The sequence below is a fragment of the Mesorhizobium sp. M0016 genome (assembly GCF_040324035.1).
Lineage (GTDB): Bacteria > Pseudomonadota > Alphaproteobacteria > Rhizobiales > Rhizobiaceae > Mesorhizobium.
This window is the reverse complement of the sequence record NZ_JAMYVM010000027.1, coordinates 1-14,398: the sequence shown is the minus strand read 5'-3', so window position 1 is coordinate 14,398 and position 14,398 is coordinate 1. Positions and strand designations below refer to the sequence as shown.

General features: G+C 63.1%; 12 protein-coding genes. 4 read left to right on the top strand and 8 right to left on the bottom strand.

All coding sequences use genetic code 11. From position 1 onward, the window contains the following. Nucleotides 1-152: 152 nt before the first annotated feature. Nucleotides 153-2,792, bottom strand: coding sequence for an aminopeptidase N (gene pepN / locus NKJ88_RS27855; protein ID WP_352446345.1), 2,640 nt, complete (start codon nt 2,790-2,792; stop codon nt 153-155). A gap of 419 nt (nt 2,793-3,211) precedes the next feature. On the opposite strand from pepN, the gene NKJ88_RS27850 reads away from it, so the two are divergent. Continuing rightward, nucleotides 3,212-4,114 (top strand): DMT family transporter, encoded by a 903-nt coding sequence (locus tag NKJ88_RS27850; protein WP_023687251.1) that lies wholly within the window; start codon nt 3,212-3,214, stop codon nt 4,112-4,114. Between the two features lie 19 nt (nt 4,115-4,133). Here the strand turns inward: NKJ88_RS27850 and NKJ88_RS27845 are convergent, their stop codons facing one another. The 3 genes from NKJ88_RS27845 to NKJ88_RS27835 form a co-directional block, all read right to left on the bottom strand. Next, nucleotides 4,134-4,946: a helix-turn-helix domain-containing protein gene (locus NKJ88_RS27845; RefSeq protein WP_352446344.1), complete on the bottom strand. Its 813-nt coding sequence runs from the start codon at nt 4,944-4,946 to the stop codon at nt 4,134-4,136. A gap of 224 nt (nt 4,947-5,170) precedes the next feature. Next, nucleotides 5,171-6,049, bottom strand: coding sequence for a uracil-DNA glycosylase (locus NKJ88_RS27840; RefSeq protein WP_023684518.1), 879 nt, complete (start codon nt 6,047-6,049; stop codon nt 5,171-5,173). Between the two features lie 141 nt (nt 6,050-6,190). Beyond that, entirely contained in the window at nt 6,191-6,745 is a 555-nt protein-coding gene (locus NKJ88_RS27835; RefSeq protein ID WP_023698594.1) for a hypothetical protein, read from the bottom strand. Nucleotides 6,746-7,047: 302 nt separating this feature from the next. On the opposite strand from NKJ88_RS27835, the gene NKJ88_RS27830 reads away from it, so the two are divergent. Further along, the gene (locus tag NKJ88_RS27830; protein ID WP_023816446.1) at nt 7,048-8,727 is read left to right on the top strand and encodes an electron transfer flavoprotein-ubiquinone oxidoreductase; all 1,680 of its coding nucleotides are present in this window, start codon (nt 7,048-7,050) and stop codon (nt 8,725-8,727) included. 34 nt (nt 8,728-8,761) lie between these two features. Beyond that, nucleotides 8,762-9,469, top strand: coding sequence for a DUF922 domain-containing protein (locus NKJ88_RS27825; RefSeq protein WP_502897977.1), 708 nt, complete (start codon nt 8,762-8,764; stop codon nt 9,467-9,469). A gap of 25 nt (nt 9,470-9,494) precedes the next feature. On the opposite strand, the gene NKJ88_RS27820 is transcribed toward NKJ88_RS27825, so the two are convergent. The 3 genes from NKJ88_RS27820 to NKJ88_RS27810 all read right to left on the bottom strand — a co-directional run bounded on the left by NKJ88_RS27820 (nt 9,495) and on the right by NKJ88_RS27810 (nt 12,581). Continuing rightward, a complete protein-coding gene (locus NKJ88_RS27820) occupies nt 9,495-10,496 on the bottom strand; it encodes an endonuclease/exonuclease/phosphatase family protein (RefSeq protein ID WP_245261982.1) in 1,002 nt (333 codons plus the stop codon). Nucleotides 10,497-10,648: 152 nt separating this feature from the next. Next, a complete protein-coding gene (locus NKJ88_RS27815; RefSeq protein ID WP_023731828.1) occupies nt 10,649-12,109 on the bottom strand; it encodes an AMP nucleosidase in 1,461 nt (486 codons plus the stop codon). Nucleotides 12,110-12,386: 277 nt separating this feature from the next. Next, entirely contained in the window at nt 12,387-12,581 is a 195-nt protein-coding gene (locus tag NKJ88_RS27810) for a hypothetical protein (protein ID WP_023824191.1), read from the bottom strand. Nucleotides 12,582-12,632: 51 nt separating this feature from the next. On the opposite strand from NKJ88_RS27810, the gene NKJ88_RS27805 reads away from it, so the two are divergent. Then, nucleotides 12,633-12,863 (top strand): hypothetical protein, encoded by a 231-nt coding sequence (locus NKJ88_RS27805; protein WP_352446360.1) that lies wholly within the window; start codon nt 12,633-12,635, stop codon nt 12,861-12,863. A gap of 373 nt (nt 12,864-13,236) precedes the next feature. Here the strand turns inward: NKJ88_RS27805 and NKJ88_RS27800 are convergent. After that, nucleotides 13,237-14,398 (bottom strand): COG3904 family protein (locus NKJ88_RS27800; protein ID WP_352446343.1); only part of this gene is annotated, 1,162 nt, incomplete at its 5' end.

Sequence of the window (14,398 nt, the reverse complement as noted above, 5' to 3'; positions counted from 1 at the left end):
GAGGGTGGCCCCAAGGGCCGGGTGGGGTCCTCGGCGAAGCGCTCGACTCTCTCAATCACGGTCGAAGTTGGTCGAGGTCGCGCACTGCCGCAACGACCCCACCCGTCCATCCGCCTTCGGCGGCTGTCCACCGTCCCCTCAAGGGGGAGGGATCAGGCCAGCGTTCGCTCCACAATGTCCCGCAAATCCGCCGACAGGTTCTCGGCACCGGCGATGGCCAGCAGCGCTTCCCTGGCCTTGGCTTGCCTGCCCGGCTCCAGCGAGCGCCACGAGCGCAGCGCTGTCGCCAGCCTGGCCGCCACTTGCGGATTGCGTTTTTCAACCTCGAGTACGGTCTGGGTAAAAAACCGGTAGCCTTCGCCATCGGCGCGGTGGAAGCCGGTCTGGTTGGCGCTGGCGAATGTGCCGACCAGCGAGCGCACCCGGTTCGGATTGGCCATCGAGAAAGCTGCGTGACCAGTCAGCTCGCGTACCGTGTCGACTGTCCGGCGTCCCGGCACGCTGGCCTGGATCTGGAACCATTTGTCCATGACCAGCGGATCGGCGCCATAACGCGCCTCGAAATCGGCCAGCGCCTTGATCGCCTCCGGCGAACCGTCATGGCGGTGCGCAAGGACGGTCAGCGCTGCGGCGCGGTCGGTCATGTTGGTCGCGGTTTCGAAATGCCGGGCGGCGAGCGCAGCACCTTTCGGCAGCAGCGAGAGGTAGTCGAGCAGGATGTTGCGCAGCGCGCGGCGTCCCGCACTTGCCGCGTCGGGGCTGAACGGCCCGTCGCCGGCGAGGCGGCCGTATAGGTCGGTGAACGTTTGCTGATTGGCGCGCGCGATTGCCAGCGCCAACGCCTCGCGAGCGGCGAAGATGGCGTCGGGATCGATGTTCGTGCCGATGTCGCGGGCAATGTCGGCCTCGCCCGGAAGTGACAGCGCCAGCGCCCGGTAGGCAGGTTCCAGGGTCTCGTCGCCGGCGATCTTCCCGGCAAGTCCGGTCAGCCTGGCGGTGAAAACCGGTTTCGCGCCGCCGAGGATCTGGCGGAAGGCCGCTATCAGCGCGTCGGTGAGCAGCGTGTTGAACGCCTGCCAGCGCGCGAAGGCATCGCTGTCATGGCCGGCGAGAAAGAACTGGTCGTCGGCCTTCTGCTCGACCGAAAGCGTGATCGGCGCCGAAAAGCCACGGTTGAGCGACACCGCCGGCCGCTCGGCGACGCCTGAGAAGCGCACCATATGTCGGCGCTTGCGGATATGGATGACACCGTCTTCGACGGTGGCGCCTTCGACGCCGCCATAGGCGACCGGTTCGCCGCCCGCGCCGACCAGCCCGAAGGCGAGCGGAATGTGCATCAGGCGCTTGCGGCTCTCCGACGGTGTCGGCGGCACCGACTGCTCGATCTCGAGGGTAAACTCGCGCGTCGCCGGATTGTGCGTCGAACTGACGGTCAGGTTCGGGGTGCCCGCCTGGTGATACCAGAGCGCGAACTGAGACAGGTCGCGCCCGGAGGCGTCCTCGAACACCTTCAGGAAGTCCTCGATCGTCGCGGCCTCGCCATCATGGCGCTCGAAATAGAGGTCCATGCCGGCGCGGAAAGCCTCGGCCCCGAGGATAGTGCGGATCATGCGCACGACTTCCGAGCCTTTTTCGTAGACCGTCGCTGTATAGAAATTGTTGATCTCGCGGTAGCGGCGCGGCCGCACCGGATGCGCCAGCGGTCCCTGGTCCTCGGGGAACTGGTGCGCCCTCAGCGTGCGCACTTCGGCGATGCGCTTGACCGCGCGCGAGCGCTGGTCGGCTGAGAATTCATGGTCGCGAAAAACCGTCAGCCCTTCCTTAAGGCAGAGCTGGAACCAGTCGCGGCAGGTGATCCTGTTGCCGGTCCAGTTGTGGAAATACTCATGCGCGATGATCGCCTCGATATTGGCGAAATCGGCATCGGTGGCGGTTTCCCGGTCGGCCAGCACATACTTGTCGTTGAAGATATTTAGGCCCTTGTTCTCCATCGCCCCCATGTTGAAGTCGGAAACGGCGACGATGTTGAAGACGTCGAGGTCGTATTCGCGGCCGAACGCTTTCTCGTCCCATTGCATCGAGCGCTTGAGCGCGTCCATGGCGTAGCCGGCGAGCCCCTCCTTGCCTGGCTCGACGTAGATGCCGAGTTCGACCTTGCGGCCGGACATGGTGACGAAACTGTCGGCGACCTGGCCAAGATTGCCGGCCACGAGCGCAAACAGATAGGACGGCTTGGGGAAGGGGTCGTGCCATTCAGCATAGTGCCAGCCATCGGCAAGCCCGCCGCTTTCGACCGGATTGCCGTTGGAAAGCAACAGCGGCGCTTCGTCCAGCCTTGCCTCGATACGCACGGTATAGACCGACAGGATGTCGGGGCGGTCGAGGAAATAGGTGATGCGGCGAAAGCCCTCGGCCTCGCATTGCGTGCAATAGACATTGCTGGAGCGGTAGAGGCCCATCAGCGCCTCATTGCTGGCCGGCGCGATCTCGGTCTCGAGCAGCAGCTGGAAACGGGCCGGCGGCCTCAAAATGGTCAGCTGGTCCGGCGTGGCGAGATACTCGGCCGGGGCAAGCTCGCGACCGTCGATGGCAATGCGCTTGAGCACCAGCCCGTCGCCGTCCAGCACCAGCGACGTCGAGGCGGCGGCGCCATCGCGGCGTTCGATCGTCAGCACTGCGGTGACACGCGTTGCGTCTGGCGAAAGGCGGAAGGTGAGGCCGGTTTGCGGGATGGAAAAGTCGTTGGGGCGGTAGTCTTCGAGCTTGAAGACCTGGCCGGTATCGGTTCGCATTCCCTTGGGTTTCCCTGTCGCTATCGGAGCCGCTGACGTGTCCTGGCCCATTAATCTAAAGTTGCGCGCTCTTTACACGAAACGGTCACTCGACAAAACTGCGCCAATGCCTATTTCGGGGCGTTCCCCTTCCGCCATCATCGTGAGGCCTTGATGACCGTCGTCAGATCGAAGTTCGGCATGGGCGCCTGTGTACCGCGTCGTTCGACGCGCATCTCAGCGGAGATCCGGGAAGCAACAAAACAGTGAAAGCCGGGCCTGGAGACGAAGCGGGCGGGAAACTGTCCGATCATCCCGGCGCGCATCGGCCCAAAAATCAATGTCGATTTTTGGAAAGCACGATGCGCAGATTTAAAGTGTCAGAGCGTCCTTTACGCGTCGAAGACGACGCGCGGCGCTCTAATGTTCTCACCGGGATCATGCTCAAGGTCATGTCGGTGGCAGTCTTTGTCGGCATGCAAACCTGCATCAAGGCCGCCGGCACTTTGCCGGCCGGCCAGATCGTCTTCTTCCGCTCCTTCTTCGCCATCTTCCCGATCATCGCCTTCCTGGCCTTCAAGAGAAAACTCGGTACGGCGTTCGCCACCAAACGCCCGCTGAACCACATTGCGCGCGGTGTCGTCGGCGTTTGCGCCATGGGGCTCGGCTTCTTTGCGCTGACCCGGCTGCCGCTGCCTGAGGCGATCACGCTGAACTATGCCCAGCCTTTGCTGGTGGTGGTGTTCTCCTCGCTATTCCTCGGCGAAGCCATTCGCGTCTATCGCTGGAGCGCGGTTGCGGTCGGTCTGGTCGGCGTGCTGATCATCTCCTGGCCGGAGCTGACGCTGCTCACGTCGGGCGTCGCGCTCGGCGACCAGGAGGTGCTGGGCGTCATCGCTGCTCTTGTTTCTGCAGCAATCTCCGCCAATGCCATCCTGCTCGTGCGCAATCTTGTCCAGACTGAACGAACAGCGACCATCGTGTTGTGGTTCTCGGCGACGGCGAGTGTCATGGCGCTGCTTACGCTGCCCTTCGGCTGGCAGGCGCTGACGCCGCTGCAGGCCGGTCTGCTGGTCGCAGCAGGGTTCTGTGGCGGGCTGGCGCAGATTTTGATGACGGCGGCGTACCGCCATGCCGAAGCTTCGGTGGTGGCGCCGTTCGAATACACCTCGATGATCCTCGGCGTGGTCGTCGGCTATTTCGCCTTTGGCGATATCGCCACCATCAACACGCTCGTCGGCGGTGTGATCGTCGTTGCCGCCGGCATGTTCATCATCTGGCGCGAGCGCCAACTCGGCCTGGAACGCACCCGAACGCGCAAGGCAGCGCCACCACAGGGGTGAGGAGGTCCGCGGGGTTGGCTCAGTTAGCTTCCGCACGTTCCTTCGCCAGCCGCACCAGCACCGCTCGCGTCTGCTCGTCGGCCGGGAAGAAAGACTCGATCGCCAGTTCCGACAGCGTCACGTCAAGCGGCGTGCCGAAGACGGTGATGGTGCTGATGAAGGACAGCACCTGGTCGCCATGCGCCAGCCGCAGCGGATGGACGATGCCGTTGGGCTCGACCCGCACCGGCCGCGCACCCTTGAGCCCGGACGGATAGGTTCGCAATTCGCGCTCCAGCTCGACCAGGACGGGATCGCCGGCGGCATCGTTCTGGTGTTTCAGCCGCTCCAGCAGATGCGCCCGCCATTCCGCGAGATTGACGATGCGCGGTGCGATGCCGTTCGGGTGCAGGCTGAGGCGCAGCACATTGACCGGCGGCTGGAGCAGCGACGGCTCGGCAACATCGGCCAGAAACGGGCCGATGGCGGCATTGGCGGAAATCAGGTTCCAGTACCGGTCGACGGCGAGGGCGGGGAACGGCTCATGCCCTTTGAGCACGCTCTCGACCGCGGCAAGCGCCGGCGCCAGCGTCGTATCTGTGAGTGGCCGCTCGCTGAAGCTCGGGGCAAAGCCGGCAGCCAGCAACAGCTGATTACGCTGCCGCAGCGGAATCTCAAGCTGCTCGGCCAGATGCAGCACCATCTCGCGCGATGGCGCGGCGCGGCCGCTTTCGACGAAGGAGAGATGACGCTGGGAAATCTCAGCCTCCATTGCGAGATCAAGCTGGCTCATGCGCCGGCGCGTGCGCCATTCGCGGATCAGGCTGCCGGCGGAGGTTTGGGCTGTTGTCATGGGGGATGAGTAGGCCGGGGAGAGGCGTATTTCAATTACCTGGGAGGTCATTGGCGCGGTTCTCCCTTCTCCCCCTGTGGGAGAAGGTGGCCGAGCGAAGCTCGGTCGGATGAGGGGTGTTCCAGGGAACGCCAACGTCTCACTCCGCTGGAACACCCCTCATCCGTCTCGGCGCTGCGCGCCGATCCACCTTCCCCCACAAGGGTGGAAGGAAGAGGCGCGCTTCACCCCACCTCCCGCAACTTCGCCTTCACCTCGAGAAAATCCCGCCAGGCCAGCTTCTTGTGCGCAGGGGTCCGCAAGAGATAGGCCGGATGCAGCGTCGGCATCGCCGGAATGGCGACACCGGAAGCCGTGGTGTGGACGCGCCAATTGCCGCGCAGGCGCAGGATGCCCTCGGTCGTGTTGAGCAAGGTTTTGGCTGATGGGCCACCGAGATTGACCAGCACCTTCGGATTGACCAGCTCTATCTGCCGCTCGATGAAGGGACGGCAGATTTCGGTCTCGTGCGGCGTCGGCGTGCGGTTGCCGGGTGGCCGCCAGGGAATGACGTTGGCGATATAGACCGAAGTCCGGTCAAGCCCGATCGCAGCCAGCATGCGGTCGAGCAGCCGGCCCGAGCGGCCGACGAAGGGCAGGCCCTCAATATCCTCGTCGCGGCCGGGCGCCTCGCCGACCAACATCACCAAACCTTCCGGATTGCCGTCGGCAAAGACCAGGTTCTTGGCGGTGAATTTGAGGTTGCAGCCATCGAACGACGCCATGTGCTGGCGCAGTTCGTCTAGCGTCGAGGCACTTGCCGCCATTTGCCGGGCCAGGGCCGCCTGTGCCTCGTCGGGCACCGTCGCCATGGCCGGAACGGAACGCGCCGGCGCGTCCGGCACCCGGCTTGCGTCCAGCCCGGGGCTGGCGGCGGCTTGTTCCGGAAACTTGTTTTCGCGAGGCGGCGCGGCAGGCGCCGTTGTGCGCTCGGGGCGCTTCGGTGCTGCCCCGGCAAACCGGTTCACCGGCGCGTCCTCCAACGCTTCGTCGACACCGGCAGAGGCGTAGAAGGCGAGCAACTCGGCCAGGTCGGATCGGTTGTTGGGGGAGGCGGCAGTCATGCCGGGCACATTCGTCCGCCGAGAGACGATTTGCAAGGTTGGGCGGTTAGTAATCTCCCCCTCAAGGAGGGAGATTACGCGCTCGTCGGCTTTCGCCAATCACGAAGGGCATTTTGTGGCGATTTTCACGGCGTCTGCCGCTTACCCCGTCGGTATCCGCGGATCCTGCACCAGATAGAACGTCCAGCGCGGCGTGTAGTCGGTGATCAGAAACTCGAAGCGTCCCCTCTTCAGCGGGTCGATCTGTCCACTCTTGAACAAGAGCCGGTCATAGGGTTCGAAATCGCGGTCGAAATCGGCGTACGCGCTCGACAGGATGTTGTCGGGCGTCTTGTTGCGCTGGTCGAAGGACAGGCCGTCGCCGAACACGCTCGGCTGGTTGAGTATCTCCTGCAGTTCGAACTGGAATTCGACCCAGGCCTGGCCGCTGTTGTTGAGCACCTCGATACGCATGTACAGGATGCCGTTGGCGAATTCGCCGTTGGTGCTGAACGGCTGGATCGGTTTGGTGGTGCGGATGGTGAGCGTCACCGGCGTTGACGAATTCAGCTCCTCGGAGATGACCAACGGATCTTCCTTGGTGCCGGTGCCCGAGGCGCCGGTGATGTGGAAACCGCCAAGCTCGTCGGAAAAGGAATAGGCGCCGGTCGCCCACACCTTCACCGGCTCGGCCTGAGCGCGAACCGGCGTAAGCATTGAAAGGGCGAGAAGGATCGCTCGGCAGGTCCGGCCGGGCGGAAGGGGGAAGCGCGTCAATGAATAGCCGGACGGCGTGCGCATGGAAATAAGTATGGCCGATAAGAGAGCCGTCGAACAATTAAAATATGGGACGCTGAGCGCGGCCGCGCGCAAAACGCTTGCGGCAGAGTTGTCATCCGCGACTTTTTGTCGAAATCGGCATTGTCACGTCAGCGCCGGTTTCCTGTCGCGGATTGATGCGCTATGCAGCGCAGGAGCCAGCAAAATGCCGGAAACGGTTGGCCAGAGCGGAGGGGTTGATGAGCGAGATCGAACGCGAGAGCATGGAATTCGACGTGGTCATCGTCGGGGCCGGCCCGGCGGGCCTTGCCGCAGCGATCCGTCTCAAGCAGGTCAATCCCGAGCTTTCCGTCGTGGTGTTGGAAAAGGGCGGCGAGGTTGGTGCCCACATTCTGTCAGGCGCCGTCGTCGATCCCATAGGCATCGACCGCCTGTTGCCGGGCTGGCGCGAGGAAGATGGCCACCCCTTCAAGACGCCGGTTACGGCCGACGATTTCCTGGTGCTCGGCCCCGCCGGCTCGTTCCGTCTGCCCAATATCCTGATGCCGCCGCTGATGAACAATCACGGCAACTACATCGTCTCGCTCGGCAATGTCTGCCGCTGGCTGGCAACCAAGGCTGAAGCGCTAGGCGTCGAAATCTATCCGGGCTTTGCTGCCGCCAGCCTCGTCTACAACGATGCCGGCGCGGTCACGGGCGTCATCACCGGCGACATGGGCGTCGAAAAAGACGGCACACATGGCCCGGGCTTTGCGCCGGGCATGGCGCTGATGGGCAAATACGTGCTGATCGGCGAGGGCGCGCGCGGTTCGCTGTCCAAGCAGCTGATCGCAAAATACAAACTGTCCGACGGCCGTGAGCCCGGCAAGTACGGCATCGGCCTCAAGGAGCTGTGGCAGGTCAAGCCCGAGAACCACCAGCCGGGCCTGGTGCAGCACTCCTTCGGCTGGCCGCTCGACCTGAAGACAGGCGGCGGCTCCTTCCTCTACCACCTGGAGGACAACCAGGTCGCGGTCGGCTTCGTCCTGCATCTAAACTACAAGAACCCCTGGCTGTCGCCCTTCGAGGAATTCCAACGGTTCAAGACGCATCCGGCGATATCGCGCACCTTCGAGGGCGCCAAGCGCATCGGCTATGGCGCGCGCGCCATTACCGAAGGCGGCTGGCAGTCGGTGCCGAAACTCTCCTTCCCCGGCGGCGCGCTGATGGGGTGTGCGGCGGGCTTCGTCAACGTGCCGCGCATCAAGGGTTCGCACAATGCGGTGCTGTCCGGCATGCTGGCGGCCGAGCATGTCGCGCAAGCGATCGGCTCCGGCCGCGCCAATGACGAGCTGTCGTCTTATGAGGACGCCTGGCGCGCGACCGATATCGGCAAGGATTTGAAGAAGGTCCGCAACGTCAAGCCGCTCTGGTCGCGCTTCGGCACCATTATCGGCGTCGGCCTCGGTGGTCTCGACATGTGGCTGAACACGCTGTTCGGCTTCTCGCCCTTCGGCACGCTGAAACATGGCAAGGCCGATTATGCCACGCTTGAGCCCGCGGCCAAGCACAAGAAGATCGCCTATCCCAAAGCGGACGGCGTGCTGACCTTCGACCGCCTGTCCTCGGTGTTCCTGTCCAACACCAATCACGAGGAAAACGAGCCGGTGCATCTCATCGTCGGCGACATGGAGTTGCAGAAGCGTTCCGAGCATGATGTCTTTGCCGGGCCTTCGACCCGCTATTGCCCGGCCGGTGTTTACGAATGGGTCGACAAGGACGGCAACGCCGCCGCCGATCCGTCTGCCAAGGATGTGCGCTTCGTCATCAACGCGCAGAACTGCGTGCACTGCAAGACCTGCGACATCAAGGATCCCAACCAGAACATCAACTGGGTGCCGCCACAAGGCGGCGAAGGCCCGGTCTATCAGGGCATGTGAGCCTCACCGACCGGGACCGTCTCAACCAGCAAAAATGGCGGCGATGGCCGGGTTTACCAAGGCATGTAAGGCGCTCGGCGCCAAGATTGTTGAAACCGTCGTCTGCTTGTGGTCTCATTGCCGCGTCCATGGGGAAAATGGCATGCGCGTGTTGGTCTTGTTTTGCGTCGCCGTCATAAGCGCGGCCTGCGGCGTCGTCGGGACGGCGTCGGCGGGGGTGAAAACCGTCGTCAAGACGCGAACCTATGACATCACCGGCACGACAGGTGCCGGTCTGGTTATCGCCATGAACCGCAGGGGCCCCAAGCACGGTTTCATGACCCACGCCATCGCGCAGACAAGCTACACCGCCGACTGGAGCCTGGACGTGGGTCAGGTCAACGGCGTCTGCCGCCTGCGCCAGGCCAATGGAACGCTCAACATCGCCTACACCTACCCGCGCGTCGCCTCGGCCGTCACGCCGGCGCTGCGCAAACGCTGGAACCGGTTTTTCACAGGCGTTCTCGCTCATGAAGGAACCCATGGCCGTATCGCCGGGCAGATGATGCAGGCTGCCGAGCGGTCGGTTCGCGGCCTGAAATTTGCCAACGATCCGCAATGCAACAAAACGCGCGTCGAAGCCACGCGGCGCTTGCAAGCCACTTCCAAGCTCTATGAGGCAAAACAGATCGCGTTCGACGCGCGCGAGCACAGTGAAGGCGGCCATGTCGAGCGCATCATCGAGGCCTTGGTAGGCTTGTGAAACCGTAAGCCCCGTGGCGTACGATCTAGCCGCCCATGCTGGGCTGGGTCAGCGACACAGTCGCGGTAGAATCCTCGTCGACCGGCTTGGTCTCGTCGCGAATCAATGAAAATTCCACCATCACCGGCAGATGGTCGGAGCCGGTCTCTTCCATCTGCGTCGACGACAGGATGGTCACCCCGCCCTTCGAAAACACCTGGTCGATCGGCAGGCCCACATAGCGCCGCAGGAAATCGGGCAGGGTCCGGTGGATCCAGGTCGGTCCGGCCGACGGCATCACGGTCAGTCCGCCGAGCGAGGCAACGCGCCGTACCGCGGCGCTCCACGGCACGGCATTGCAGTCGCCGGCCATGATCGCCGTCTCGCCGAGCGAGGTGAGCGTCTCGGTCAACTCGCCGATCTGCCAGTATTGTTCCTTCGGCCACGGCCAGCTCAAATGGATCGCCGCGACATCGACCGGAGTGCCGCCGAAATCGACGGTGGCGGCCGCCATCGCGCCGCGCGGTTCGCAATGCGGCTCGGTGCCGGCCGCAAAGGGTCGCCGGGACAAAAGCGCCACGCCCCACACGCCGTCGGGATGGGCGCACAGGATGCGATAGGGATAGGCGTTCTCGATATAGCCGAGTTCGGTCGCCCACATGGCCGATACTTCGTCGAGCGTGATCACGTCCGGGTTGGTCCTGGCGATCAGCGAAAGAACCTTCTTGGGTGTCGGATTGTTGAAACGCAGGTTCATCTGCAGCAGCCGGTAGACCGGTTCGTTGCCGGGCGCGGCGTCATTGGCGGCCTGCACCGGCCACAGGCGCGGCAAGGTGCTCAACGTGCTGGCGAAGGCGGCCACGGCCAGCAGCAGGCCCACGCCCGCCTGCAGGCGAAACGAGGTGGCGAGCAGCGGCAGCGCAATCAGCCCCATCAGCACGGCAAAATGGATGCGGAAATGGGCGAAGGAATCGAAGGCCGGATGCAGTGCGCCAAAGAACCCGGCTACAAGCGCGGCCGAGAGGCCGAGCATTGCCAGGAACGCCATTGAAGCCATCATCTTTCGCACGCGTGCCATCAGACCGGGTTTTGCCCATAGACCGGGTAATACATTGCCGAGGTATCAGGCCTTTATCGGCTGAAATGCGGCCCAATCAAGATGACGAAACGCCTCGCGGCAAACATTTACGGCAAGCCGGTCTACTGAAAGGCCGTCTCCGAAAAGCTTCTCAGCTTGCGCGAATGCAACCGTTCCATCGGCATTTCCGCCAGCTTCTCCATCGCCTTGATGCCGATGGTCAGATGCTGCGCCACTTGCCGCTTGTAGAATTCGGTCGCCATGCCGGGCAGCTTCAACTCGCCATGCAGCGGCTTGTCGGAGACGCAAAGCAGCGTGCCGTAGGGCACGCGGAAGCGGAAGCCATTGGCGGCGATCGTGGCCGATTCCATATCGAGCGCGATGGCGCGCGACTGCGACAGCCGCTGCACCGGTCCGCGCTGGTCGCGCAGTTCCCAGTTGCGGTTGTCGATGGTGGCGACGGTGCCGGTGCGCATGATGCGCTTGAGATCGTAGCCGGAAAGTCCGGTGACTTCGGCGACCGCCTCCTGCAGCGCCACCTGGATCTCGGCCAGCGGCGGTATCGGCACCCACACCGGCAGGTCATCGTCCAGCACATGGTCTTCCCGGACATAGGCATGCGCCAGCACATAGTCGCCCAGCGCCTGAGTGTTGCGCAGGCCGGCGCAATGGCCGAGCATCAGCCATGCATGTGGCCGCAGCACCGCGACATGGTCGGTGATCGTCTTGGCGTTGGACGGGCCGACGCCGATGTTGACCATGGTGATGCCGCCATGGTTCGGCTTCTTCAGATGATAGGCTGGCATCTGAGGCAGGCGCGGCGCCGCCACGCCTTCGCTGGGTGCGTTTTGCCCTGCCTTGGTGATGACATTGCCCGGTTCGACGAATTCGGTATAGCCGTGGCCGCCTTCAGCCATCTGGGCCCGCGCGCGGGCGACGAACTCGTCGATGTAGAACTGGTAGTTGGTGAACAGCACGAAGTTCTGGAAATGCTGCGGGCTGGTCGCCGTGTAGTGCGTCATGCGGTGCAGCGAATAGTCGATGCGCTGCGCCGTGAACGGCGCCAGCGGCCTTGGTTCGCCGAACGCGACCTCGAAGGTGCCGTTGGCGATCTGGTCGTCGGTGCCGTCAAGATCCGGCACGTCGAACAGGTCGCGGATCGGCCGTTTGATGCGGTCGGCGGCGGCGCCATCGACATGGGTTCCTTCAAGGAACGCGAAATGCAGCGGGATCGGCGTGGTCGATTCCGAAACCGTTACCGGCACGCCGTGATTGCGCATGATCAGGCGAAGCTGCTCTACGAGATAGCGTTCGAACAGCACCGGCTGGGTGATGGTGGTCGAGAAATGCCCGGGGGTCGGCATGTGGCCGTAGGCCTGGCGCGAGTCGATCTGGGTGAACGAATTGGTGGTGACGCCGATCTCCGGGTAGAAGGCGCGGTAGCGCTTGCTTTCGTCGCCGCCGGCGGCAAGCGTGGCAAAGGAGTCGCGCAGAAACTTGGTGTTGCGGTCGTAGAGCACCTGCAAGGCGGCCACGGCCTTTTTGGCGTCGTCAAAGCTCTGCTTGCCGAAAGGCTCCGGCATGACGACCGATTCGATAGCTTGTGGGTAGATTCGCTTTTCCATGGCTCAATATAGAGACTTGACGCCGCACTTGGGAGGGGAGGGTGGCCGCCAAGTGGTCGATTTATTCGTCCACGCCCAAGGTGTGCTGAGATTCAGGTAAGGCTGAGCCGGAGTCGAGGACGGGCGCGAAGCGACCAAACTGGTTGGCTTCGAGAACCGGAGCGGAGCGTACTCGAAGCATGTGAGCACCAAGGCCGCCACTTGCAGGCCGGCATCACCTTAATACCGGCACACCTTACCCGCGCTGCAGACTGACCAGCAAGACAAAGCCGACGCCATGCGTCTTCGTCGCCGGCGCGTCGATCGTCGTGTCGGCATTGGCCCGCATCATTGGCATGGCCAGGACCGGCGCCGACAGCACGACCAGGACGAGCGCCGCCCGCGGCAGGAGCCGAAGGGTCTGGAGGGCGTTGATGGCGATGCGGTTCATGGCTTTTGCTTTTCTGTTTGGATCTATGTCTTTGTCGTCTCAGGGGCGAAAATGGTTCATGCAATCGAATTGGCAGGAACTGGCTGCATCCCAGGAACGGGCCGGACGGCCGGATTCGGCCACGAGGATGGCGAAGAGCATCCCGAACAGGCTCATCAACAGGCAGACGATGGTGAAGCGGCGAGCGAGCATTTGCGGAGTGTCTCCTTGAACACGCCATCAAAATGCCCTGATGCGACTGAACCGGCGCTGATGCCGGCGTTCATCTGCGGTTCAAAGTGATTGACGAGGTCTTAGAGAGAGCGTCGGTTCGGGTTTGCGCCGCCGCAAACGGCACGGTCGTCGCTATGGCGCGGACCGTCCTGCAAAAGAAAACGGGGCCTGTGAAGGCCCCGTTGGTCAACTCAAAGCAGCAAGATCAGAGCTTGTGCCAGAAGTGACTTTATTTCTGCAGATTGTACAAGGATACGACGAGATTGGGCAGCGCACAGGGGCGAAAATGCCTGGTCGGCCCACGATGAACGCGCGGTATAGGGCGAGAATGCGGGTTACCCCAAGGGGTACCGGGGGGATATGGCTTTTGCTCCATACGCAAATACCGAAACACAGGTCTGCCAAAAATGTCCGCTGGTTCGGCCTGCAGCCAAGTCACCAGTCAGCGCTGAACCTTGCCCGTCTCTGCGACGATTTTGGGGTTGGGGCCAACCGAGATCGTGTAGCTGAAGTTCGCCACGCCTTTTGCCTGCTTGTGTCTCGGCAGGCTGCGCACAACCCAGTCATAGACGCCCGAGACCATGCACTGGTCGTTGGCGCACGTGGCCATGACGCTGTTGTCGTGGACCCTGTATACCCGCTCGGGCCAGCGCTGGAAATAGTTCATCTTGTCCTCGATGATTGCGTTCAGGTCAGTCCATTTCCCGTAATAGTCGACGGAGAGAGCGTAGGACGCCTGAACCTGCGCGAGGGCCAATTGAGCGTTAGCCCCGTGGCTCTCGATGAGCCCCTTGATGAAGGCCACCGCAGCGCTCTCCATTTGCTGCTTGGCCACGGCGTTCGGTTCGGGAGCGGGAGTGGGTCGGGCGGGCAGCTGAGAGGTATCCAGCGGCGTCCGCGTCGCGGCAACGGTGGTCAGCTTTAGGTCGGCCATTTCGCTGGCCGACAGGTATCTCATGTCGGACCTATCATAGCTCAAGGCCATTTGCATGAGTCTGGGATCCACGCCCATGTCGCTCATGTAGGACATGACCAAGGCAGTGACAGCCTGGACGCTGGCCACAGCTTCGTCGGCGGACATACCGCTGTCTGGCGCGAAGGATGATCGATGAACGCCGATGGAGCCTGGGTCGGCTGCGCGGTGGACACCGCCCATGAAGGCCAGTGAACACGCGGAAGCGCATTCAAGTTGGCGAAGCTGGACCGTGTCCAATCCGGCTGCACGGATCATGCGGCCTATCTGCATCGCGGTGCCAACACTGCCGCCAGGAGAGTCGAAAACGATTGCCACGGCCCCGCTGCTCGCAACGGCGTTGCTGAACGCGTTCAAGGGTTCGTTGATGCCAAATTCGCCGGAGACCAAAAGGAAGGTCTGCTGGCCCGGAGAAGTAACCGGCTTGTATTCCAGTGCCTCGACCCGGCCTGTCGCTGCCGCGACAATTGCCCCAACTGCCAGAACTAAAGAAAACGCGCGCACAACTTGACAGAGCCCCCAGATCGCCTGCCGTAAACTAAGAACGGTTGTGTGCGTCAAGTTCTGCAAAAAGGGGCGGCCATGATGCTGGTCATGCGGCTTGGCGCAGAGCGAGCTTCTTGTGCTCGCG